The sequence below is a fragment of the Nonomuraea sp. NPDC047529 genome (assembly GCF_040642995.1).
Classification (GTDB): domain Bacteria; phylum Actinomycetota; class Actinomycetes; order Streptosporangiales; family Streptosporangiaceae; genus Nonomuraea.
In genome coordinates, this window is record NZ_JBEYTJ010000027.1 from 133,653 (window position 1) to 156,223 (window position 22,571).

The following is a 22,571-nucleotide window of genomic DNA, read 5'->3' on the forward strand; positions in this document are numbered from 1 at the left end:
AGAAAAGTTTATGAACTGGGCAAATGTCCGGTCTTGTACGTTCCTGCGGCCCGTTGGTAGGCGGCGGGCGGCACGCCCACGACGCGTTTGAAATGCCGGTTCAGGTGGGCCTGGTCGGTGAAGCCGACGTCCGCGGCCACCTGCGCCGGGCGTATCCCCGCCAGGAGCAGCCGGCGCGCCTGCCGGATGCGCAGCGAGGTGAGGTAGGCGTGCGGCGGCAGGCCCGTCACGGCCTTGAACGCGCGCAGCAGCGGGAACGGCCGCACCCCCACCGCCTCCGCCAGCGCCTCCAGCGTCGGCGGGTCGAGCAGGCTCTCGTGCAGCAGCGCCATGGCCTCGCGCACCGCCTGCCGGCCGGCGCCCGGCGGTGCCGCGTCCGGCCTGGGGGCGGCGTGCCTGGTCAGCAGCCGGGCGAACAGCGTGCGCGACAGCGTGGAGGCGGCCAGCGCGTCGCCGCGCTCGGCCGCCTGGTGCGCCCGTTCGAGCAGCGCCGCCATCTCCGGGTCGCGCACCACCTGCTCGGGGAAGTACGGGGTGGCGAGCGGCGCGTCGAGCTCGGCCGCGATCCCGGCCACCGCCTCCACCGACGGATAGAGCATCCGGTACGCCCACCCGCCCGGCGTGCCCGCCTGACCGGTGTGCACCGAGTCCGGGTTGACCAGCACCAGCTCGCCCGCGCCCGCCCGGTGCAGCGTGCCGCGGTAGTCGAACTCCTCCACGCCCGCCACGATCAGCCCGATGGCGTACCCGTCGTGGACGTGCCGGGAGAAACGATGGGTGACGTAGCGGGCCTTGAGCAGGTCGGTCCCGGGGACCGCCGGATGCCGCCAGAACCGGGCCCGTTCGCGCGCGCCGTCGTGCTCCGGCGTCATTCCGGGCGGAAGGTCTTGGCGAAGGTGTCGAACCAGCGCCGGTCGGTGGCCCAGCGGGAGTCGAGGGTCTCCCAGTACAGGGCGTACGGGCGGCCGGCGGCGGTGTGGAAGCCGCGGTTGATCACGTGGATGAGCTCGCCCTCGCGCATGCGGGTGAACTCCCAGTCGGCGGCGCGCAGGCCGAGGTAGTCGGTGGGGGTGATGCCGATCCGGGTGTAGCGGTCGAACTCGCCCTTGGCCTTGATCTCCTTCTCCAGGCCGATCCAGTGCTGCTCCGGGTCCTTCCAGGGGATGTCGGGGACGGTCCACTCGACGATCAGCACGCCCGGGGTGCCGGGGCCGGAGATGCGGATGCTGTCCCTGGTCGGGTTCTTGGCGGCCTGCCAGGTCCTGGGGACGGCCATGGAGAAGTGGCCGGTGGCGCTGGTGAGGGGGCGCCAGCCGGCGGGGACGTGCGGGGCTGTGGTGGTGGGCTCGTCCGTCGGCTTCTCGGTGGGGTCACCGGAGGGGGTGGGCGTCGGTTCCTTCGACGGCGGCGTCGAGGGGGTGGGGACGTCGGTGGCGGGCGGCTGGGCGCCGATCGTCGGGGTGGGCGTGGAGGGGCCCGACAACTGCTGGTAGAGCAGCACGCCGCCGCCGCCCAGGAGCGCCAGGACGGCCACCGCGGCCGGCACCGCGACCCACGCCGCCCGGCCGCGCCGCCGCGGGGCTCCGGGGACCGTCCGGTGCGGCGGGCGCCCGTCATCGGTGACGGGCCTTGAGCCCTGCGGCGCGGGGTAGGGGCCGCCCGGCATGGGCTGGGGGCCGCTCGGAGCGGCGTGGGGGTTGTCCGGGGTGGTGTGGGGGTTGTGCGGGGCGGGGGCCGGGGGCGCGAAGGGGGTCGACCACATCGGGGTCTGGTCGGCCATCAGGGGTTGCCCGGTCGCCACCTGGTGGAGCAGGCGTGCGGCCTCTCCCGCGGGCATCCTGGCCGCCGGGTCACGCTGCAGCAGCCCCATGATGACCGGCCGCAACGCCGCCGAACGCACGGGCGGCTCGGGCTCGTCGCGCAGCACCGCCGCCACCGTCGCGGCCCACGAGTCGCGCTTGAACGGCGGCCGCCCCTCCACCGCCGCGTACAGGGTGGCGCCCAGCGCCCACAGGTCGGACTCGGGGCGGGCGGGCTCGCCGTTGAGCCGCTCCGGCGGCATGTACGCCGGGGTGCCCACCAGCCCGCCGGTCGCCGTCAGCCCGGACTCGGCCTCCAGGGCGGCGATGCCGAAGTCGGTGAGCACGACCCTGCCGTCGTCGGCCAGCAGCACGTTCTCGGGTTTGACGTCACGGTGGAGCACCCCGGTGGCGTGGGCGGCCCGCAGCGCGTCGAGCACCCGGCCGCCGACCATCGCCACCAGCGCCGCCGGGAGCGGGCCGCGCTCGCCGATCACCTCGGCCAGGGAACGGGACCGGACGAGCTGCATGACGATCCACGGCCGGCCGTCCTCCTCGACGACGTCGTGGATGACGATCACCGACGGGTGGTCGAGGCGGCCCGCCGCCCTGGCCTCCCTGATGGTCCTGCGGTTGAGGTCGGCCCGCTGGGCGTCACCGACGCCCGTGTAGCGGACCTCCTTGATCGCCACCGTACGGTCGAGCAGCTCGTCGTAGGCACGCCAGACCACCCCCATGCCGCCCTCGCCGAGGGGCTCGATGAGGCGATACCGGTTGCTGACCTGCCTTTCCACGCAGGGAAGCCTACTTCGCGGGTTTGAAGGTCGCGGCGAAGCCCTCGAAGAAGTGGTAGTCCTTCTTCCAGTGGCTGTTGAGGGTGTGCCAGTAGATGGCGTACGCCCTGCCGTTGTCGGTGACGAAGCCCCGGTCGCGCACCCGTGTCTTGCCCGTGTCGGTGTTCCAGGTGAAGTCCCAGTCGGCGGCGGCCTTCATGTAGTCGACCTTCTTGATGCCGAGCTTCTTGTAGCCGCCGAAGTTGTTCTTGAGCGACGGCTCCTGCCTCTTCCAGTCCTTGTACGGGTCCTTGCCGGGCTTGGCCGCCTCCTCGATCATGAGGTAGGCGTTCGGGGCGCCGCCCGGGCCCTTGAACTTGACCTGCCGGCCGCCGCGGGTCCAGACGTCCCAGCCCTTGGGCAGCCCGATGGAGAAGCCGAGCTGCTTGTCCTTGTACATCTTCCAGCCGCTGGGCAGCGGGTCGGACTCCTCCGTCTTGTCCGGCGTGGACGAGGGCGAGGAGGACGGCGTGACGGTGGGCGCGACGGTGGCGGTGGCCGTGGGCTTCGGCTCGGTGGCCGAGGCGGACGCGGAGGGCGAGTGGTGGACCTTGGCGGACTGCCTGGCCTGCGGCGAGCTGGACGACTGGTTCTCGGGGGCCGAGCTCAGCCCGAGGTAGCCGCCGATCCCGGCGACCAGCACGACGGCCCCGGCCGCCAGCGCGATCGGCCCGTACCTGCGGCCCTCCTGGCGGGCGCTCATCGTCGGCTCGCCCGTGGGCGCGGCGTCCCTGGTCGAGACCGTGGGACGCCGGCCGGTCTCGGGAGGCGGCGGCGTGCCGGTGGCCCTGCTCCTGGGCGTGGGCAGGGGGGCGGGGATGGGCAGGTCGGGGTCGGTCGGGGTGTCGTCCTCGTCCTCGTCCTCGACGGGGGCGGGCGCAGGAGGGGGGACGCGCAGCTTCCGGCTGGGGAAGCGCCTGGTCTCCGGCGCGCTCGACGCGGTGGCGGCCTCGCGCAGCATCCGCGCGGCCTCCTCGTACGACAGGCGCTGCACCGGCTCCTTGACCAGCAGCCCGCTGATCACCGCGGCCAGCGGGCCCGCGTGCGTCGCGGGGTCGGGCTCGTCGGTCAGGACGGCGTGCATCGTGGCCAGCGCCATGCCGCGCTCGTGCGGCGAGCGGCCCTCTACGGCCGTGTAGAGCGTCGCGCCCAGCGACCACAGGTCGGACTCGCGGCGCGCCGGCAGCCCCTTGAGCCGCTCGGGCGCGATGAACGCGGGCGTGCCCGCCAGGCCCGTCACGGTGAGCTGCGTCTCGGTCTCCAGCGTGGCGATGCCGAAGTCGGTGAGCACGACCCTGCCGTCGTCGGCCAGCAGCACGTTCTCGGGCTTGACGTCGCGGTGGAGCACGCCGGACTCGTGCGCCCGGTGCAGCGCGTCGAGCACGGCGATGCCGATCCCGGCCACCCGCTCGGGCGACAGCGGCCCCTCCTGCTTGATCACCGCCCCCAGGGAGCGCGACTGGACCAGCTGCATGACGATCCAGGGCCGGCCGTCCTCCTCGATCACGTCGTGGACGACGATCACATTGGGGTGCTCGAACCTGGCCGCGGCCCGCGCCTCGCGCATCGTGCGCCGGTTGAGCAACTGCACCTCGTCGCCCAAGGCGGCGGCGTAGCGGACCTCCTTGACCGCGACAGTGCGGTCGAGGAGCTCGTCGTGGGCTCGCCAGACGATGCCCATGCCGCCCTTGCCGATGGGCTCCAGCAGCTCGTACCGGCCGGCGATGCGGCGTCCGTCCTGCTTGCGATCCGACATCAACGGCCTCAAACCCTCCCTCTCGGCCAAGAAATACTCCCATAGCGAGGGATCATCGGCGACTCGCCAGAAGGTCAGTCCGGCATATGAGAAGGAACGTCCAGCAGGTGGAGGCGGGTGTAAGGTTTCAGACATGACTTGTCGCTACACCTTTACCGAGCCGGCTCCGGGAGGGCCGGTCGTCAGCTAGCGACCACCTGGAGTCGGCACAAGGCAGAGACGCCCCGTCTCTGCCTTTTTGGTTTTCCTGCCGGCTTCGCTGGGCCGGCCCGAGTGGGGAGTCGAGATGACATCGACCTTGGAGCGGCACATGGTGACGATAGGCGGGCTGCGCGTGGGTGACGGCCCGGCCGTGGTGATCGGCGGGCGGGTGAGCCTGCGCCCGCATCGGGGGCAGCTCGACGCGCGTGAGGCGCTGCGGGAGGGGGCCACGCTGGTGGAGCCGTACTCGGCGGCGGACCTGCCGGCGATCGCGGCGTTGGCCGACGCCGTCGTGGTGGGGTCCGCGTGGACGCGGGACATCCCGCTGGTGCGGGCCGCCGCCGGGCTCGGGCTGCCGGTGGTGGTCGAGCGGCGGCCGTCGGCGTCGGTGGAGGAATGGGTGGGGCTGGCCGGCTACTGCGCCGCCGAGGGCAACGAGCAGGTGGTCCTGTGCGAGGGAGGCCGGCTGGACCTCGGGGTGCTGCGGGCGGCGCGGGCCGCGTCGGGGCGTCCGGTGCTGGCCGACGTCTCGCACGACCCGGGGCTGGCGGCGGCGGCCGTGGCGGCGGGCGCCGACGGTCTCGTGGTGGCCGGGCCCGGCGGCTCCGGCGCGTCCGTCCAGGACGGCGGTCCGGGGGGCGCGGAGGCGGACGTGAGGGCCGCGGAGGAGGCCGTGACGCTGGTCGGTGCGCTGCTGCGGCCCGAGTCGCCCGCCACGCTGGCCGAGTGCCGGGAGGCGATCGACCGGGTCGACGCGGCGCTGGCCACCCTCCTGGAGCGCCGTGCCTCCCTGGCGGGCGTCGTGCAGCGGCTCAAGCCCGTCGGCGGGTTCGCCGGGCGGGATCTGGCGCGGGAGCGGGCGCTGGTGGCCAGGATGGCGGCGCGGGCGCCGCAGCTGGGTGAGGAGCGGCTGGCGGCCGTCATGAACGCGGTCATCGAGGCGGGCCTCCACCTGGCCGAGGAGCGCGCCCGCCGCTGAGCCCCGGCGGGCCGGCCGCCCGGGGGCTCAGCCGTCGGTGAGCCGGAAGTTGTGCAACGGGCGGCCGGGGCCGGTGGTGATCTGCCGGTTGATCAGCTCGGCGAAGCGGCGGTAGCCGTCGCCGGTGGGGTGGTAGCTGCGGGCGTTGACGGTCAGCGGGTCCATGTCCACGGCCAGGCTGTTGAGGTACGGCTGCGGCGTGCCGGCCTCGTGGCCCGTGAACGCCTCGTAGGCGTCGACGTACTCCACGCTGCCGGCGGCGCCGAGGCCGGCCAGGCCCCGGTCGTACTCGGCGGTGACGGCGCCGACGGTGTCGTTGAGCCTGCGGGCGACTGTGTTGAGCCAGCGCTGGTCGGCCACGCTCAGGTTGTCGACCGTGCGGACCGGCGAGGCGGGGAACGGCCTGGGGTAGCCCAGGACGATCACCCGGGCCCCCGGCGCGCGTGCGCGCAGCTCGCCGAGCACCCTGGACAGGCTGGGCCGCAGCTCGGCGATGCGCCGGGCGACCGCGGCGTCCTGGTCGACGCAGGCCGACGACCAGGGCAGCTTGACGATGCAGCCCGTCAGGACGTCGGTGAACCCGGCGTCGTTGCCGCCGATGCTGAGCGTCACCAGGCTGGCCGACGGGCCGACACGGGTGATCTGCGGCGGCTGGCCGTGCTGGCCGGACAGGAGCTGGCGGGTGGTGGCGCCGCTGCAGGCGTAGAAGGCGCTGCCGCCGCTGAAGGGATGGGCCCCGGCCACCAGCGGCACGTAGGAGCCCCGGGAGCGGTGGCAGCGGTCGGCGCCGTCGTTGACCGGTGTCGCGTCCTGCGCGTAGACGCCTTCACCGGAGGAGTAGGAGTCGCCGAGCGCGACGTAGGTGCCGCTCAGCGCCGCCTGGACGGGCGTCAGCCGGGTCAGCCGCGGCAGCCTGCCGCGCGGCTCCTGGAGCGGCTCCTCCGGGCAGCCGGGGGAGAACACCGCGCAGGCGAGCTTCGGATAGACGCCCAGCGGCACTCCGGCCAGCGCGAGCACGGCCCCCACCGCCGCGGCCACCGCCGCGACCCGCCAGACCTGCCGTCGCCGCCGCTCCGCGCTGCCCCCGACCGGGGCCGAGGCAGCGGGCACGGCGGACACGGGGGAGGGGGCGGGCCCGGCGGTGTCCGGCGGCCCGATGGCGGGGACGGCGGGGACGGCCGTCGCCGTCTCGTCGAGTGCGGGATCCAGTGTGTCGTCCAGCTTGTCCAGTGTGGCCTCCCCCGAGCGGCGACTCCTGCCCGGACGAGCCTAACCCGCCTCCTGCGCGGCCTCCCGCAGCCGCCGGCGGCGGCTCACGGCCACCCAGCCGAGCGCGATGCCCGCGACCAGGGCCGGGATCAGGAAGAAGGCCACCTGCTGATCGCGGTCGGCGAACGGCATCAGCAGGATCACCAGCACCAGGAAGCCCAGCGTCAGCCAGTTGGTGTACGGCGAGCCCGGCATCGGGAACGACGACCGGTGCCCCGTGGCGCGCAGCCGGATCTGGCAGTAGACCAGCACCCCCCAGGTGGTGATCACCCCCAGCGAGGCGACCGCCGTGGCGATGTTGAAGGCGCGCTCGGGCAGGTAGTAGAACAGCGCCACGCCCCCGAGGAACATGGCGGCGGTGAACACGATCCCGCCGATCGGCACGTGGCGGGAGCTGAGCTGGGCGGCGAAGGCGGGGGCCTCCCGTTTGGTGGCCATCGAGCGCAGGATGCGGCCGGTGGCGTACAGGCCCGAGTTGCAGGACGAGAGCGCGGCCGTGATCACCACGAGGTTCATCGCGTCGGCCGCCCAGGGCACCCCCAGCCCGGCGAAGAACGTGACGAACGGCGAGGTGCCGGCGCGGTAGGCCGTCCAGGGCAGGACCATGGCCAGCAGCAGCACCGAGCCGACGTAGAAGATCGCGATGCGCCAGATCACGCCGTTGATCGCCCGCGGCATGACCTCGTGCGGCCGGGCGGTCTCGCCGGCGGTGATGCCGACCAGCTCGATCGAGGCGTAGGCGAACACCACCGACTGCAGGCTCATCAGCACCAGGGGGAAGCCGGTGGGGAGGAAGCCGCCGTGCGCGACCAGGTTGCGCGGCCCGGCGTCGCCGACGGCGAACACCACCAGCACCAGCGCGACCACCAGGAAGATCACGATGGCCAGCACCTTCAGCATCGCGAACCAGAACTCCAGCTCGCCGAACAGCCTGACCGACAGCAGGTTGACCACCAGCACGAACCCCAGCGCGAGCAGCGCCGTCAGCCATTGGGGGAAGCCGCCGGCCCAGTAATGGATGTACGTGGCGATGGCGGTCAGCTCGGCGATGCCGGTGAAGGCCCAGTTGACCCAGTACATCCAGCCGCTGGCGAAGGCGGCCCACGGGCCGATGAACTCGCCCGCGTACTCGACGAAGGAGCCCGAGGCCGGGCGGTAGAGCACCAGCTCGCCGAGCGCCCGCATGACGAAGAAGGCGGCCAGCCCGGCGGTGGCGTAGGAGAGCACGAGCGCGGGCCCGGCGGCGGCCAGGCGGCCGCCCGCGCCGAGGAAGAGGCCGACGCCGATCGCGCCGCCGATCGCGATCATCTGGATCTGGCGGTTGCCCAGCGCGTGGCTGTATCCCTCGTCGGACTGCGTGCGCACCCGGTGTCTCCTTCATTACTTTGCGTGAGGGAGACGATATCGAGGCCGGTGGCCGCGACGCTTCCGGCGCGCCGGTTCCGCGGGGCGCGCGAGGCGGCTCCGGGATGTCGGTCCGGGCCACTAGAGTCGGAGCGCACCATCGCATCCAGACCCGGGGAGGCGCCGCTCCATGTCGTCCAGCGACTCGTTCGTCCATCTGCATGTGCACACCGAATACTCCATGCTCGACGGGGCCGCCCGGCTCAAGCAGATGTTCAAACAGGTCGGCGACCTGGGCATGCCCGCCATCGCGATCACCGACCACGGCAACATGCACGGCGCGTACGACTTCTACCGGCAGGCCACCGCCGCCGGCATCAAGCCGGTCATCGGCATCGAGGCCTACGTCGCGCCGGAGCTGCGGCACAACAAGAAGCCCGTGCTGTGGGGCGAGCCGCACCAGAAGAAGGACGACGTCTCGGCGGGTGGCTACTACACCCACATGACGATCTGGGCGCGCAACAAGACCGGCCTGCACAACCTGATGAAGCTCAGCTCGCGCGCCTACACCGAGGGCTTCGTGCGCAAGTGGGCCCGCATGGACGCCGACATCCTGGCCGAGCACGCCGACGGCCTGATGGCCACCACGGGCTGCCCGTCGGGCGAGGTGCAGACGAGGCTGCGGCTCGGCCAGTACGACGAGGCGCTCAAGGCCGCCGCGAAATATCAGGAAATCTTCGGCAAGGACAATTTCTTCCTGGAGATCATGGACCACGGCCTCGACATCGAGCGCCGGGTCCGCGACGGCCTGACCCGCATCAGCAAAGAGCTCGCCATCCCGCCGCTGGTCACCAACGACTCCCACTACACCTACGAGTCCGACGCCGCCTCCCACGACGCCCTCCTGTGCATCCAGACCGGCAAGCAGCTGTCCGACCCCGACCGCTTCCGCTTCGACGGCTCCGGCTACTACATCAAGACCGCCGACGAGATGCGCGCGGTCGACTCCTCCGACCTGTGGGCCGAGGGCTGCCGCAACACGCTCCTGGTGGCCGAGAAGGTCGACCCGGCAGGGTTCTTCGAGTTCAAGAACCTCATGCCCACCTACCCCATCCCCGACGGGCTGACGGAGAGCGAGTTCTTCCGCAAGACCGTCTGGGAGGGCATGGACCGGCGCTGGCCCGAGGGCTACGACGCCGAGCACAAGCGGCAGGCCGACTACGAGATCGGCATCATCGAGCAGATGGGCTTCCCGAGCTACTTCCTCGTGGTCGCCGACTTCATCATGTGGGCCAAGGAGAACGGCATCCCGGTCGGCCCGGGCCGTGGCTCGGCGGCCGGCTCGCTGGTGGCGTACGCGATGGGCATCACCGACCTCGACCCGCTCCCGCACGGCCTGATCTTCGAGCGCTTCCTCAACCCCGACCGCGTCTCCATGCCCGACGTCGACATCGACTTCGACGAGCGCAGGCGCGGCGACGTGATCCGCTACGTGACCGAGAAGTGGGGCGCCGACAAGGTCGCCATGATCGCCACGTTCGGCACCATCAAGGCGAAGGCCGCCATCAAGGACGCCGGTCGCGTCCTGGGCTATCCCTACGCGCTGGGCGACAAGGTGTCCAAGGCGTTCCCGCCGGCCGTGATGGGCAAGGACATCCCGCTGTCGGGCATCTTCGACAAGGACCACCCGCGCTACAACGAGGCCGGCGAGCTGCGCAGGCTCTACGAGGAAGACGTCGACGTCAAGGCGACGATGGACCTCGGCAAGGGCCTGGAGGGCCTGATCAGGCAGACGGGCGTGCACGCCGCCGGCGTGATCATGTCCCGCGAGGTCATCACCGACCACATCCCGATCATGCGCCGCGACTCCGACGGCGCGATCATCACGCAGTTCGACTACCCGACCTGCGAGACGCTCGGCCTGTTGAAGATGGACTTCCTGGGCCTGCGCAACCTCACGATCATCGACGACTGCCTGAAGATGATCGAGTCCACCACCGGCGAGCAGATCGACCTGCTGAAGCTGCCGCTCGACGACCGCAAGACGTACGAGCTGCTGGGCAGGGGCGACACGCTGGGCGTGTTCCAGCTCGACGGCGGCGGCATGCGCTCGCTGCTGCGGCTGATGAGGCCCGACAACTTCGAGGACATCTCGGCCGTCGGCGCCCTCTACCGTCCCGGCCCGATGGGCGCCAACTCCCACACCAACTACGCCCTGCGCAAGAACGGCCAGCAGGAGATCACCCCGATCCATCCCGAGTTCAAGGAGTCGCTGGCCGAGATCCTCGACACGACCTACGGCCTGATCGTCTACCAGGAGCAGGTCATGGCCATCGCGCAGAAGGTCGCCGGGTTCTCGCTCGGCAAGGCCGACCTGCTGCGCCGCGCGATGGGCAAGAAGAAGAAGGCCGAGCTGGACAAACAGTTCGAGTCCTTCGAGAGCGGCATGAAGGACAACGGCTACTCGGCCGCCGCCGTCAAGACGCTCTGGGACATCCTGCTGCCCTTCTCCGACTACGCCTTCAACAAGGCCCACTCGGCGGCCTACGGCCTGATCTCCTACTGGACGGCCTACCTCAAGGCCAACCACCCGGCCGCGTACATGGCGGCGCTGCTGTCGAGCGTGAAGGACGACAAGGACAAGTCGGCCCTCTACCTCAACGAGTGCCGCCGCATGGGCATCAAGGTGTTCCCGCCGGACGTCAACGACTCCGACTTCGACTTCACCCCGCGCGGCACCGACATCCGCTTCGGCCTGTCGGCGGTGCGCAACGTCGGCGGCAACGTCGTCGACGGCATCATCTCGGCGCGCAAGTCCAAGGGCCGCTTCGCCGACTTCAAGGAGTTCCTGCGCAAGGTGCCCGCGATCGTGTGCAACAAGCGCGTGATCGAGTCGCTGGTCAAGGCCGGGGCCTTCGACTCGCTGGGCCACGTGCGCAAGGGCCTGGTCATGGTGCACGAGCAGGCCGTCGACGCGATCATCGACATCAAGAAGAACGAGGCCATCGGCCAGGACTCCCTGTTCGGCGCGATCGACGGCGGCGAGGACCAGACCTTCGACGTGCAGATCCCGGTGGGGGAGTGGGACAAGAACACGCTGCTGCAGTTCGAGCGGGAGATGCTCGGGCTCTACGTCTCCGACCATCCGCTGTTCGGCGTGGAGCACATCCTGGCCGCGGGGGCCGACTGCTCGATCGCCGCCGTCCAGGACGAGAGCCGGGCCGACGGGCAGGTCGTGACGCTGGGCGGCATCCTGAGCGGGGTGCAGCGCAAGGTCACCAAGAAGGGTGACACGTGGGTGCTCACCCAGCTTGAGGACCTCGAAGGCGCGATCGAGGTGATGATCTTCCCGTCGTCGTACCAGCTGTGCTCGACGATCCTGGCCGAGGACGCGATCGTCTTCGTCAAGGGGCGCATCGACAAGCGCGAGGACGTCGCGAAGATCATCGCCATGGAGGTGACCGCGCCCGACCTGAGCCAGGAGGCGGGCGGGCCGCTGCTGGTGAGCCTGCCGCTGACCCGGTGCACGCCGCCGGTGGTCGGGCGGCTGAAGGAGATCCTCACCACGCATCCGGGCACCTCGGAGGTGCACCTCCAGGTGCACAACGGGCCGAAGACGACCGTCATGCGGGTCGACGACCGCCTCCGGGTGTCGCCGTCCCCGGCGCTAATGGGCGACCTCAAGCAACTCCTCGGCCCGGCCTGCCTGGGCGCCTGACCCGCAGGGCCTCCCCGCCCGGCTTGTGGGTGGGTGCCAAGCCGGGCGGGGGAGGTGGGCAAAGGTCGCCGTCGTGTCCCGGCCGGGAGGTGGGGCAGGATCGCAGGGTGAGCGAACTGCACTACCTGACCGCGACCGAGATGGCCCACCTGGTCAAGACCGGGCAGGTGAGCGCCGTGGAGCTGCTCCAGGCTCACCTCGACCGGATCGAGCAGGTCAACCCCCAGGTCAACGCGATCGTGACGCTGGTGGCCGAGCGGGCTCTGGCGGCGGCCCGGGAGGCTGACGCGGCCGAGCCCGAGGGGCCGCTGCACGGCGTACCGGTCGCGCACAAGGATCTGGTGGACACCGCGGGCATCCGCACGACGTACGGGTCGCCGCTGTTCGCGGGGAACGTCCCGGAGCGGGACGATCTGATCGTGCGCCGCCTGCGCGCGGCCGGGGCGATCACGGTCGGCAAGACCAACACGCCCGAGTTCGGCACCGGCTCGCACACGGTCAACGAGGTCTTCGGCGCCACCAGGAACCCCTACGACCTCGGCAGGTCCGCCGGCGGCAGCAGCGGCGGGGCCGCGGCGGCGCTGGCCACCGGCATGGTCCCGCTGGCCGACGGCTCCGACATGGGCGGTTCGCTGCGCAACCCGGCCTCCTTCTGCAACGTCGTCGGGCTGCGGCCCACGCCGGGCCGCGTCCCCGATCCCTCCGACACGGCCGCCTGGTACACGCTGGCCGTGCCGGGGCCGATGGCGCGCACGGTCGACGACCTCACGCTGATGCTGGAGGCCGTCGCCGGGTTCGACGCGCGTTCGCCGTTCGCGATCAAGGAGAGGTTCGCGCCCGAGCCCGAGCAGGGGGTGCGCGGGTTGCGGGTGGCGTGGAGCCCCGACCTGGGCGGGCTGCCGGTGGACCCGCGCACGGCCGCGGTGACCGCGACGGCGCCGGCCGTGTTCGAGGAGCTGGGGGCTCACGTGGAGGAGGTCGCGCTGGACCTGTCCGACGCCGAGGACGCCTTCCGGATCTACCGCGCCTGGTACTACGCCCTGTCCTTCGGCGACCTGACCGGCCTCGGCCCCAACACGAGCTGGAACGTCGAGCAGGGCCGCACGGTCACCGGCGCCGACCTGGCCCGCGCCGAACGGCTGCGCAGCGGCCTCTACCAGCGCATGGCCGCCTTCTTCGACACCTACGACGTGCTGATCGCGCCGGTCAGCCAGGTGCCGCCGTTCCCGGTGGAGCAGCCGCACGTGAGCGAGATCAACGGCGAGCGGCTGCCCGACTACCTGGCCTGGATGCGTTCGGCGTACTGGATCAGCGTGCTGCACGCGCCGGCGGCGTCGGTGCCGGCCGGGTTCACGCCCGAGGGGCTGCCGGTCGGGGTGCAGATCGTCGGGCGGCCGTTCGCCGACGCCAGGGTGCTGCGCGTGGCCCGCGCGTTCGAGCAGGCCACCGGCCACGGCCTGCGCCGCCCGCCGCTGTAGGTCCAGGGCAGGTCTAGGGCTCGATCCCGTACGGCTGCCGCAACGGCGACTCGCGGTAGCCGTGCATGCCTTCGAGCAGCCCGAACAGGCCGACCGAGAGCAGCGGCCAGGCCACCAGCACCCCTTGGGCGGTCAGCTTCAGCGCCCCGGGGACGATCCGCACCCCGGGCTCGGCCGCGGCCTCCACCACCACCGCGCCGATCGTGAACGTGGACCCGGCCCACAACGTGAGGAAGCTGCCCGCCACCCCGCCCGCGCACAGCCCGAGCAGCACCGGCAGCATCCACCGCCGCCCGCCGAACCACGCCAGACCGCCGCAGAGCAGCCCAAGAGCGCCCGTGATCACCGCGAACCAGCCGTCGGCCGCGATCAGCGCCTGCGTGGTGAGGTCGGCCAGCACGAGGCCATGATCGGTCACCTGGTACGGAGCCCGCGGCGAGATCGCGGACCAGCTCAGCCCGGCGGCGACTCCGAGAGTGGCGAGTATGAGGACAGTTACCGCAAAAGCGCGTACTTCCCTCGTCACGCCATTCCCCCTCGCAACTGCATCCGAACCTGCTTGATGGTATCTCCCGGTTAGGCTCGCTTCGTGATTGCAGAAGAGGTCTGGATGATCGAGCCCTCCGGCCCCCTCCGCGGGGACGTCGTCGTACGGGGCTCCAAGAACGGTGTGTCCAAGCACATGGTCGCCGCCATGCTCGGCAACGGCGAGAGCAGTATCCACAATGCCCCGGACGTGGGCGAGGTGGGCATCACCGCCGCGATGCTGGAGGCGCTCGGCATCCACGTCGAGATCGCCGGCTCCGAGATCCGCATCGAGCGCGGCGCGGAGATCAGGCCGCGGGTGCCCGACGCGTTCACCGGGCTCAACCGCATCCCCATCCTGATGCTCGGCCCGTTGCTGCACCTGGCGGGGGAGGCGTTCGTCCCGCTGGTCGGCGGCGACCCGATCGGCCGGCGGCCGGTGAACTTCCACGTGGAGGCGCTGCGCGCGATGGGGGCCGAGGTGGAGGTGGGGGACAACGGCATCTCCGCCAAGGCCAAACGGCTCAACGGGGCCCGGCTCGAACTGCCGTACCCCAGCGTGGGGGCGACGGAGACGATCCTCATGTCGGCGGTGCTGGCCGAGGGCAAGACCGTGCTGAAGAACGCGGCCATGGAGCCCGAGGTGGTGGAGCTGGCGCTGTTCCTGCAGCGCATGGGCGCCCGGATCGAGCTGTCGCCCGACCGCCGGATCGTCATCGAGGGCGTCGACCACCTGCGCGGCGCCTCGACCTGGCTGACCGGCGACCGCATCGAGGCGTTCTCCTACCTGGCGGCCGGGCTGGTCACCGGGGGAGAGGTCCGCGTGCACGGCTGTCCCCAGGACCGCCTGGTCACCGCGATCACCACGCTGGCCAGGATGGGCGCCCAGTTCGACATCAACGACGAGTACCTGTGCGCCACCGCCCCGCCCGAGGGGCTGCGCTCGGCGGCCGTGCAGACCGACACCCACCCCGGGTTCATGACCGACTGGCAGACGCCGCTCATGGTGCTGTTCACGCAGAGCCAGGGCATGTCGGTGCTGCACGAGACGGTCTTCGAGAACCGCCTGGTCTACGTGCCCGCGCTTCAGCGGATGGGCTGCGAGATCGAGGTGTTCGACCAGTGCCTGGGCGGTCCGGCCTGCCGCTACCACGACACCAACGCCCGGCACTCCGCCGTGGTGCGCGGGGTCTCCAAGCTCAGGGGCGCCGACGTGACGCTGCCCGACATCAGGGCCGGGTTCTCGGCCGTCCTGGCCGCCGCTGTGGCCGACGGGACGTCCACGCTGCGCGGCGTGCACCACATCGAGCGGGGGTACCACCGGCCGTACGAGCAGTTCGTCTCGCTTGGTCTGAACATCCGAAGAGAACGGTAAAGACCGAGGAAGTGGGCGTTTGCCGATGATCTGCTGGTTGCAGATCATCTGCGTGACCGTACTCAGATCCATCGGTGGCCTCGCCATGGCGGGGGCGCTCGGCGGGGTGCTGGCGGCGGCACTGGCCGTTCCCGTGGTGAGCGGTGGCGGCCTGGCCGCCAAGAACGTCGCCGACACCTTCGTCGACCTGCCGCCCGCGCCGCGCGAGGAGCCCCTGGCGCAGGTGACCAGGCTGCTGGACAAGGACGGCAGGCAGTTCGCCCAGTTCTACGAGGCCAACAGGACGACCGTGCCGCTCGCGGCCGTGGCGCCCCTGATGCGCAAGGCCATCGTCGCCATCGAGGACGCCCGCTTCTACGAGCACGGCGGCCTCGACGTCCGGGGCACGCTGCGGGCGCTGCTCACCAACACGCAGGCGGGCGGCATCCGGCAGGGCGGCTCGTCGCTGACGCAGCAGCTCGTCAAGAACATCCTGGTCGAGAGCGCCCGTACTGACGCCGAACGGGACAAAGCGCGGGCGCCCAACCTGGCCCGCAAGATCACCGAACTGCGGTACGCGCTGGCCCTGGAACGCAAGTACCGCAAGGACGAGATCCTTGAGCGCTACCTGAACATCGCCTACTTCGGCGCGGGCGCGCACGGCGTCGAGGCGGCGGCCCGGCGCTTCTTCTCCACCAGCGCCTCCAAGCTGACGCTGACCCAGGCGGCCACGCTGGCCGGGGCGGTGCGGATGCCGTACTCGACCGACCCCTCGCTCGGCCGCTCGCACGAGACGCGGCTGAAGGAGCGGCGCGACCTCGTCCTGGACCGCATGGCCGGGCTCAAGCTGATCACGCAGGCCCAGGCGAACGCCGCCAAGAACGCGCCGCTGGACCTGCGGCTGCGGCCCGAGCCGGGCGGCTGCGGGCAGAGCGCGTACCCCTACTACTGCCTGTACGTCCAGTACGAGCTGCTGTCGAACCCGGCGTTCGGCAACACCCCGGCCGAGCGGCGGACCAGGATGGCCAGGGGCGGCTTGGTGATCAGGACCGGCCTGGACCCGGTCGCGCAGCGCGCGGCCGAGCACGCGATCCAGCGGCACGTCTCGCCGGAGGACACCGAGGTCGCCGCCGAGGCCATGGTCGAGCCCGGCACCGGCCGGATCAGGGCGATGGCGGCCAGCAAGCAGTTCGGCCGCAACCGCGGCAACAAGAAGAACGGGCCCAGGACCACCTTCAACCTGGCCGCCGACGTCGCGCACGGCGGCGGCCAGGGCTTCCAGGCGGGATCGACGTTCAAGGTCTTCACCCTGGCCACGGCGTTGCAGCAGGGCTGGCGCTTCGGCGACGGCTTCCAGACGCCCGGGGAGCTGGTGCCCGCGCAGGGCTACCGCAACTGCGCCGGACGCCCGGTCAACGACCCCGAGACGCGCATACTCAACGCCAGCGGCGAGGGCGCGGGCGGCCCGCACAGCATCGAGACCGGCACCTGGAAGTCGGTCAACATCTTCTACATGATGCTGGAGCGCAAGGTCGGGCTCTGCAACGTGGTCAAGACGGCCAGGGCCCTCGGCGCGGTCCGGGCCGACGGCGGGCCGCTGCGCGAGGTGCCGACGTTCACGCTGGGCGTCAACGAGATGGACCCGGTGACGGTCGCGGGGGCCTTCGCCACGTTCGCGGCGCGCGGCGTGCACTGCCGGCCGCTGGCGATCGTGGAGATCACCGACCGCAGCGGCCGGCGGGCGCACGTGCCGCCGTCCTGCGAGCAGGTCATGGAGCGGCCGGTCGCGGACGCCGTCAACTACGTCCTGTCCGGGGTGTTCGACAAGGGCACCATGCAGGGGCAGAGCATCGGCCGCCCGGCCGCCGGCAAGACCGGCACCAACAACGGCTACACCTCGGCCTGGTTCGCCGGGTACACGCCCGACCTGGCGGCGGCGGTGAGCCTGGGGGACATCCGGGGCTCCTACCGCTACCCGCTGCAAGGGGTGCAGATCGGCGACCAGTACTACGGCGCGGTGCAGGGGGCGTCGCTGCCGGGCCCGATCTGGGTCGAGTCGATGCAGCAGGCCCTCGGCAACACCGAGCCGAGAGGCTTCCCGGGGCCGGACATGGGCCGCTTCGGCGGCGGGTTCACGCCGGGCCTGAAGGAGGCCGAGGCGCAGGAGGAGGACAAGAAGAAGAACAGGCGGCAGGGCGAGCGCGCGTTCTTCCGGCACCACCGTCGCCTGTTCGAGTGGCTGCTCGGGCAGGGCCCGCCCGAGCCGGCGTTCCGCCGTCCCCGCCACCGCACCCGGTAGCCCGTACGCGCCACCGCACCCGGTGCCCCGCCGGCGGGGCGCTCAGCCCGTCTTGCCGATGGGGGCGGTGGCCGCGCGGGTGAGGGTGATCAGGTTGTCGGGGGCGGTCTCGATCTGGAGCCCGCGCCGGCCGGCCGAGAAGTAGATCGTCTCGAAGTCGAGCGCCGAGGAGTCGACCACGGTCGGGAGCTGTTTGCGCTGGCCGAGCGGGCTGATGCCGCCCACCACGTAGCCGGTCACCCGCTCGACCTTGGCCGCGTCGGCCATGGCGGCCCGCTTGCCGCCCAGCGCCGAGGCCAGGGCCTTGAGGTCGAGCTTGCCCGACACGGGCACGACCGCCACCGCGAGGCCGCTCTCGACCTCGGCGACGAGCGTCTTGAAGATGCGCTCGTAGGGCACGCCGAGCGCGTCGGCCGCCTCCTCGCCGTAGGCCTGGGCGTTGGGGTCGTGATCGTAGGGGTGGAGCGTGAAGTCGGCCTTGGCCTTGGTCAGCGCCATGGTGGCCGGGGTGCCGCCGCCCTTGCCTTTGGTTTTGCTCACGTCGAACGATTGTAGCGAATCTACAATGTAAAGGCGCGGCCCGGCGTGTACCCGAGCGCCCGCCGGAAGACGTCGATGAACGCGCTGGCCGAGGCCCAGCCGCAGCGATGGGCGACCACGGTCACCGGCAGGCCGTCGGCGAGCAGCAGCAGGGCGTGGTGCAGGCGGAGCTGGGTGCGCCACTGGGGGAAGCTCATGCCGAGCTCGCGGCGGCACAGCCGGGCGAGGGTGCGCTCGCTGGTGCCGGCCCGGGCGGCGAGGGTGGCCAGGGTGCGCCCGTCGGCGGGGTCGTCGTGCAGGGCCGCGCATACGGCGGCCAGGCGCGGGTCGCGGGCGGCGGGCACGTGGAAGGGCTGCTCGGGGGCGCGTCTGAGCCGGTCGAGCAGGACGGCCGTCAGGCGTTCGCGTTCGTCGCCCTCGGGGGCGTCGTCGTCGGTGCAGGCGATGATGAGCTCGCGCAGCAGCGGGCCGACGGCGAGCACGGCGGGCCGGGCCAGCCCGGCCGGGTCGCCGGTGAGGCCGATGAGGCGCAGGTCGGTGGTGCCGTGGGCGCGGTGTTCGTGCACGGTGCCGGCGGGGATCCAGATCGCGCGGTTGGCGGGGGCGACCCAGGTGCCGGCGTCGGTGGTGACGGTGACCATGCCGGCGCATGCGTAGGCGATCTGGTGGGTGTCGTGCCGGTGGGCGTCGATGCCCGTGCCGGGGGCCAGGGGGCGGCGGCCGGTGGGCGCCACGGGGGTGTGGCGGATATTCGGCATAGATTGGCATTTTATCGGAAGCAGGCCAGATCGGGCCCGGGAAATCATCGGAGGCGTGAACAGGATCCGGTCGCTGGCGGCGGGGCACGCGTGCGTGGACTTCTATCAGGGCGCGGTGCCGGCGCTGGTGCCGTTCCTGGTGGCCGGGCGGGGGTACGGCTTCGTGGCGGTGTCGGGGATCGTGCTGGCGGCGCCGGCGGTGGCGGGGGCGGTGCTGACGCTCCCGGCGGTGCGGGCGCCGGCGGGCGGCGGTGGCGGGGCGCGGGTGGCGTCGCGGGTGGCGGGCCGTGACGACTGGCCGGGGTTCGCGCGGCTGACGCTGGTGATCGTCTTCCGTTCGGTGGTGTACGTCGGCCTGAGCGCGTTCGTGGCCCTGTACGTGGGTGGCGGCGCGGCGGGCGCGGTGGCGTTGTTCGTGCTGTTCGCGGGCGGGGCGGCGGGCACGGTGCTGGGTGGCCGGCTGGCGGGCCGATGCGGGTGGCGTACGCGGCGGCGGTGCCCGCCGTGGCCGGGGTGGTGCTGGCGCCACGAGCCCGCTGGTGGGCGTGGTCGCCGAGGCCACCACGCTCAGGACGGCGCTGGCCTGCCTGGTCGCCTTCCCGGTGCTGGCCTGGCTGCTGGCGCGGACGCTGCGGGAGCCCGTCTAATCGGTGGCGGTGCGCAGGCGCAGGACGGCGGAGTTGTCGCGCTGGGCGGGGTCGAGGCGGGTCGAGGTGACGTGCATGGTGACCGGGAGGGCGGCGTCGGCGTCGCGGTCGACGGCGACCTTGGCGGTGATGCGCACCGGGCGGCCGGGGTGGATGACGTCGATCGTGCAGTCGGCCCGGTGGTCGCCGTGGCGGCAGGAGGCGCCGGCGACGGCGGTCAGGGTGGCGCCGTCCGGGAGCGTGAGGGTGACGGGCACCTGGGCGGCGGCCATGAGCCCGCGCATGGTGACGGTCGCGGTGACGGTGGCGGTGCCGCCCCGGCGGACGGGCGCGGCGGGGCCGGCGGCGTCGAGGGAGAGGGAGTCGTAGACGCCCTGGGGGTCGGCCTCGCCGACGATGGCGCCGTAGCCCTCCGCGTTGAGCGCGGTGGCGACGGAGTTGCCGTCGGGCTCGCCGTCCTCCTTGCCGGACGACAGGACGCCGACCAGGTCGCTGCTGCCGCGCACGACCCATGGCCCGCCGCTGTGGCCCTTGGCCATGTGGCAGTTGTCGGTCTCCATCCGCCCGGCGCGGTCGCCGGGTCCGGCCAGCCGGGCGGCGAGCATGTCGCCGGCGGTGTCCTCGCCGTGGGCCTGCCGGGTGCGGCCCAGGCACCAGAGCTGGTCGCGGCCGTCGTAGGGGCGGCGGCCGAGCACGCCGGGGTAGCCGGAGGTGGCGATGGTGAAGCGGCCGCCCTCGTTGCGCAGCGGGGTGAGGGCGCCGACGGTGTCCTGGAGGGTGCGCTTCCTGCCGCCGACCTCGACGAGCGCGACGTCGTAGACGGAGTTCCAGTCGCCGCCGGTCCGCCCGGTGTAGGCGTCGGGCTTCCAGGCGCGCCGGCCGCCCCATCTGCCGTACGGTTCGCGCTGCTCGGTGGTGGCGGCGCGGCCGTCGTAGGCGGGGACGAAGGCGAAGTTGGTGTGCCAGTGGCCCGTCGCCGAGCCGTCGGGGCTGCTGTAGACGCAGTGGGCGGCGGTGATGACGAGGAGCCTGCTGGCCGAGCGGACGACGGAGGCGCTGCAGGAGTCGTCGCGGCCGGTGGCGTTGACGAAGAACAGCCGTCCGGTGACGCGGCTGTTGTCGCCGGCGGTGTACGGCCGGCGCACGCGGGCGTAGCCGTTGGTGTCGCCGCCGGGGGTGAGGCGTTTGGCGCCGGGCACACTGCGCCGCTCGGCGGCCCCGGTGTCGACGGGGAACGTGCCGGGGGAGTCGGCGCCGAGGGGGAGGGGGGCGGAGTTGGCGCCGGCCTGTTTGCCGGGCGTCCAGTAGCGGGCGGCGCGTCCGGGACGCATGAGTGGGGAGGATGCCGCTCCGGGACTTTGGGGGTGGGCCTTGAGCGGCGGGGGTTCGGCGGTGGCGGGGGCGGCGGTGAGCGAGAGGCCGGCGAGCGTGGCCAGGGTGGTGACCAGAGTCTTCGACACGATGTCCCCTTGATCAGTCCGAAGCGATTCTGATCACTGTAAGTCACGACTTCATCGCTTACCGTGGTGAAGCGGGACGTGTCGCGGTCAGCCCGCCGCCGCGTCCCCCGGGGGGAGGAACTCGGCGGTGCTCGCCTCTCCGGGATCGCGGTCGGGGCGCAGGCCGCGCCAGGAGGGGTGGCGCAGCCGGCCGTCGCCGGTGACCTCGGCGTACTGGACCTCGCCGACGACGCGGGGCTCGACCCAGTGCGCGTGGCGGGCGTGCTCGCGCGGGACGGGCTCGTCGAAGGGCGGGTCGGGGCGTTCCAGGGGGGTGAGGAGGTCCTGGAGGTCGCGCAGCATCTGCTGGGTGAAGCCGGTGCCGACGTGGCCGACGTAGAGCAGGCGGCCGCGTGGGTCGTGGGCGCCGAGCAGGAGTGAGCCGATCATGCCCGACCGTCGTCCGCCGCCGGGGTGCCAGCCGCCGATCACGACCTCGGCGGCGCTGACATTCTTGATCTTGGTCCATTCGCCGCTGCGCCGGCCGGGCCGGTACGGGGAGCCGAGCCGCTTGCACACCACGCCTTCGAGCCCGAGCTGGCGGGAGGAGTCGAAGGCGCGCTCGGCGTGGTCGGCGAACCAGACGGGCACCTCCCAGCGGAAGCCGGGCCGCAGGGTGCTCTCCAGCAGCTCGCGGCGTTCGCTGTAGGGGCGGCCGATCACGCTGTCGTCGTCGAGGTGCAGGATGTCGAAGGCCATGAACGTCACCGGCACCGCGCGGGTCAGCTCGGCGACGGTGGCGGGGTTGCGCTGGTGCATGCGGGGCTGGAGGGCGGCGAAGCTGGGCCGTCCGGTCTCGTCGAAGGCGACGATCTCGCCGTCGATCACGGCCGCGTGCCGGCCGGTGGAGCCGGCCATGAGCTGGAGTTCGGGGTAGGCGGGGGTGATGTCCTTGTTGTTGCGCGACATCAGGCGGACCGAGCCGCCTTCGACGTAGGCGAGCGCGCGGACGCCGTCCCACTTCATCTCCACCGCCCACCCGGGGCCCTGGACGGAGGTCAGGGTGCCCAGCTGGGCCATCATCGGCGCGTAGGCCGGCAGCCGCACCATGGACTCTGCCGTACCCCGGGGGGTTGATCGACAGTGGCGGACCGGGGTCTACAAATGGTCAAGCGCGGTGTCTTCCACCAGTTCGCCGAGGTCCACGCCGTGTTCGCCCAGTTCGGAGACGGTCTTGCAGTAGCCGCGCAGGTACGTCCGGCCGTTGACGCGGTGCGAGACGCGCAGCAGTGGACGATCGTCGAGAATGATCGCCTCCACCAGGATGCCGCCGGGGGCTCGCCACTGTCCCATGCCGCCCAGCGTAAGCGAGTGGACATAATGGACATGTAATGCGAAAGGCGTGACGATGAGCCTTCGCCGCGCCGAGCGGGGCAAACAGTCGCAAGATTATTTTTAACTCACCCAGAGTTTTCTTTGCCGCAGCGTGTTAGACACCGGGCGATCCGGGCAGAAGGGGGCCAAGCCATTCCCCTGGCCGTGGTCGCGCCCCCGTGGCGGTCACGGCCTCTCGGCCCCGGCTTGGCCCGGTCCGGGGCTCTGGCGGCCGCGAGCGCGGCGTCGGCGAACGCC

At 72.2% G+C, this 22,571-nt stretch carries 18 protein-coding genes; 6 read left to right on the plus strand and 12 right to left on the minus strand.

Annotated features, from left to right (window positions below):
- Positions 1-8: 8 nt before the first annotated feature.
- The 3 genes from ABZ815_RS34590 to ABZ815_RS34600 are packed head-to-tail and all read right to left on the minus strand — an operon-like array spanning position 9 to position 4,388.
- Entirely contained in the window at positions 9-872 is an 864-nt protein-coding gene (locus ABZ815_RS34590; protein WP_357705401.1) for an AraC family transcriptional regulator, read from the minus strand.
- Complete coding sequence (locus ABZ815_RS34595) at positions 869-2,593, minus strand: protein kinase (RefSeq protein WP_357705402.1); 1,725 nt, start codon at positions 2,591-2,593, stop codon at positions 869-871. Before ABZ815_RS34595 ends, ABZ815_RS34590 begins: the two co-directional genes overlap by 4 nt.
- 10 nt (positions 2,594-2,603) lie before the next feature.
- Positions 2,604-4,388, minus strand: coding sequence for a serine/threonine-protein kinase (locus ABZ815_RS34600; protein WP_357705403.1), 1,785 nt, complete (start codon positions 4,386-4,388; stop codon positions 2,604-2,606).
- Positions 4,389-4,674: 286 nt separating this feature from the next.
- Here ABZ815_RS34600 and ABZ815_RS34605 point away from each other — a divergent pair, with 286 nt between their 5' ends.
- Positions 4,675-5,568 carry a chorismate mutase gene (locus tag ABZ815_RS34605; RefSeq protein WP_357705404.1) on the plus strand — a complete coding sequence of 298 codons (894 nt, stop codon included), beginning with the start codon at positions 4,675-4,677 and terminating at the stop codon, positions 5,566-5,568.
- 27 nt (positions 5,569-5,595) lie between these two features.
- Here the strand turns inward: ABZ815_RS34605 and ABZ815_RS34610 are convergent, their stop codons facing one another.
- Positions 5,596-6,678: an SGNH/GDSL hydrolase family protein gene (locus tag ABZ815_RS34610; RefSeq protein WP_357705405.1), complete on the minus strand. Its 1,083-nt coding sequence runs from the start codon at positions 6,676-6,678 to the stop codon at positions 5,596-5,598.
- A 159-nt stretch (positions 6,679-6,837) separates the two neighbouring features.
- On the minus strand, positions 6,838-8,202 hold the full coding sequence (locus ABZ815_RS34615) for an amino acid permease (RefSeq protein ID WP_357705406.1): 1,365 nt from the start codon (positions 8,200-8,202) through the stop codon (positions 6,838-6,840).
- Between the two features lie 169 nt (positions 8,203-8,371).
- Between ABZ815_RS34615 and dnaE the strand changes: the two genes are divergently transcribed.
- Together dnaE and ABZ815_RS34625 are read left to right on the plus strand one after the other, a co-directional pair.
- The gene (gene dnaE / locus ABZ815_RS34620; RefSeq protein ID WP_357705407.1) at positions 8,372-11,899 is read left to right on the plus strand and encodes a DNA polymerase III subunit alpha; all 3,528 of its coding nucleotides are present in this window, start codon (positions 8,372-8,374) and stop codon (positions 11,897-11,899) included.
- A gap of 107 nt (positions 11,900-12,006) precedes the next feature.
- Positions 12,007-13,377, plus strand: coding sequence for an amidase (locus ABZ815_RS34625; RefSeq protein WP_357705408.1), 1,371 nt, complete (start codon positions 12,007-12,009; stop codon positions 13,375-13,377).
- A gap of 13 nt (positions 13,378-13,390) precedes the next feature.
- Here ABZ815_RS34625 and ABZ815_RS34630 read toward each other — a convergent pair whose 3' ends face one another.
- The gene (locus ABZ815_RS34630; RefSeq protein WP_357705409.1) at positions 13,391-13,777 is read right to left on the minus strand and encodes a hypothetical protein; all 387 of its coding nucleotides are present in this window, start codon (positions 13,775-13,777) and stop codon (positions 13,391-13,393) included.
- A 189-nt stretch (positions 13,778-13,966) separates the two neighbouring features.
- Between ABZ815_RS34630 and murA the strand changes: the two genes are divergently transcribed.
- The gene (gene murA / locus ABZ815_RS34635; protein WP_357705410.1) at positions 13,967-15,277 is read left to right on the plus strand and encodes a UDP-N-acetylglucosamine 1-carboxyvinyltransferase; all 1,311 of its coding nucleotides are present in this window, start codon (positions 13,967-13,969) and stop codon (positions 15,275-15,277) included.
- A gap of 25 nt (positions 15,278-15,302) precedes the next feature.
- On the plus strand, positions 15,303-17,555 hold the full coding sequence (locus ABZ815_RS34640; protein WP_357705411.1) for a transglycosylase domain-containing protein: 2,253 nt from the start codon (positions 15,303-15,305) through the stop codon (positions 17,553-17,555).
- Positions 17,556-17,597: 42 nt separating this feature from the next.
- Here the strand turns inward: ABZ815_RS34640 and ybaK are convergent, their stop codons facing one another.
- The 3 genes from ybaK to ABZ815_RS34655 all read right to left on the minus strand — a co-directional run bounded on the left by ybaK (position 17,598) and on the right by ABZ815_RS34655 (position 19,297).
- Positions 17,598-18,053 carry a Cys-tRNA(Pro) deacylase gene (gene ybaK, locus ABZ815_RS34645; RefSeq protein ID WP_357705423.1) on the minus strand — a complete coding sequence of 152 codons (456 nt, stop codon included), beginning with the start codon at positions 18,051-18,053 and terminating at the stop codon, positions 17,598-17,600.
- A gap of 62 nt (positions 18,054-18,115) precedes the next feature.
- Positions 18,116-18,853, minus strand: a complete 738-nt coding sequence (locus tag ABZ815_RS34650) for a helix-turn-helix transcriptional regulator (RefSeq protein WP_357705412.1) — start codon at positions 18,851-18,853, stop codon at positions 18,116-18,118.
- Positions 18,854-18,958: 105 nt separating this feature from the next.
- Positions 18,959-19,297 (minus strand): hypothetical protein, encoded by a 339-nt coding sequence (locus ABZ815_RS34655; RefSeq protein ID WP_357705413.1) that lies wholly within the window; start codon positions 19,295-19,297, stop codon positions 18,959-18,961.
- Positions 19,298-19,305: 8 nt separating this feature from the next.
- Between ABZ815_RS34655 and ABZ815_RS34660 the strand changes: the two genes are divergently transcribed.
- Positions 19,306-19,500 carry a hypothetical protein gene (locus tag ABZ815_RS34660; protein WP_357705414.1) on the plus strand — a complete coding sequence of 65 codons (195 nt, stop codon included), beginning with the start codon at positions 19,306-19,308 and terminating at the stop codon, positions 19,498-19,500.
- Here the strand turns inward: ABZ815_RS34660 and ABZ815_RS34665 are convergent.
- The 3 genes from ABZ815_RS34665 to ABZ815_RS34675 all read right to left on the minus strand — a co-directional run bounded on the left by ABZ815_RS34665 (position 19,497) and on the right by ABZ815_RS34675 (position 22,292).
- The gene (locus tag ABZ815_RS34665; protein ID WP_357705415.1) at positions 19,497-20,960 is read right to left on the minus strand and encodes a hypothetical protein; all 1,464 of its coding nucleotides are present in this window, start codon (positions 20,958-20,960) and stop codon (positions 19,497-19,499) included. The genes ABZ815_RS34660 and ABZ815_RS34665 overlap by 4 nt on opposite strands.
- 87 nt (positions 20,961-21,047) lie before the next feature.
- The gene (ligD, locus tag ABZ815_RS34670; protein ID WP_357705416.1) at positions 21,048-22,049 is read right to left on the minus strand and encodes a non-homologous end-joining DNA ligase; all 1,002 of its coding nucleotides are present in this window, start codon (positions 22,047-22,049) and stop codon (positions 21,048-21,050) included.
- A 48-nt stretch (positions 22,050-22,097) separates the two neighbouring features.
- Complete coding sequence (locus ABZ815_RS34675; RefSeq protein ID WP_357705417.1) at positions 22,098-22,292, minus strand: hypothetical protein; 195 nt, start codon at positions 22,290-22,292, stop codon at positions 22,098-22,100.
- Positions 22,293-22,571 lie beyond the last annotated feature (279 nt).

What these genes read in the sequence shown, in the direction of transcription:
- ABZ815_RS34590 (WP_357705401.1), bottom strand. Translation starts at nt 872, where the DNA reads ATGACGCCGGAGCACGACGGCGCGCGCGAACGGGCCCGGTTCTGGCGG.
- ABZ815_RS34600 (WP_357705403.1), bottom strand. Translation starts at nt 4,388, where the DNA reads ATGTCGGATCGCAAGCAGGACGGACGCCGCATCGCCGGCCGGTACGAG.
- ABZ815_RS34605 (WP_357705404.1), top strand. Translation starts at nt 4,675, where the DNA reads ATGACATCGACCTTGGAGCGGCACATGGTGACGATAGGCGGGCTGCGC.
- dnaE (WP_357705407.1), top strand. Translation starts at nt 8,372, where the DNA reads ATGTCGTCCAGCGACTCGTTCGTCCATCTGCATGTGCACACCGAATAC.
- ABZ815_RS34640 (WP_357705411.1), top strand. Translation starts at nt 15,303, where the DNA reads ATGATCTGCTGGTTGCAGATCATCTGCGTGACCGTACTCAGATCCATC.
- ybaK (WP_357705423.1), bottom strand. Translation starts at nt 18,053, where the DNA reads ATGGCGCTGACCAAGGCCAAGGCCGACTTCACGCTCCACCCCTACGAT.
- ABZ815_RS34650 (WP_357705412.1), bottom strand. Translation starts at nt 18,853, where the DNA reads ATGCCGAATATCCGCCACACCCCCGTGGCGCCCACCGGCCGCCGCCCC.
- ligD (WP_357705416.1), bottom strand. Translation starts at nt 22,049, where the DNA reads ATGGTGCGGCTGCCGGCCTACGCGCCGATGATGGCCCAGCTGGGCACC.
- ABZ815_RS34675 (WP_357705417.1), bottom strand. Translation starts at nt 22,292, where the DNA reads ATGGGACAGTGGCGAGCCCCCGGCGGCATCCTGGTGGAGGCGATCATT.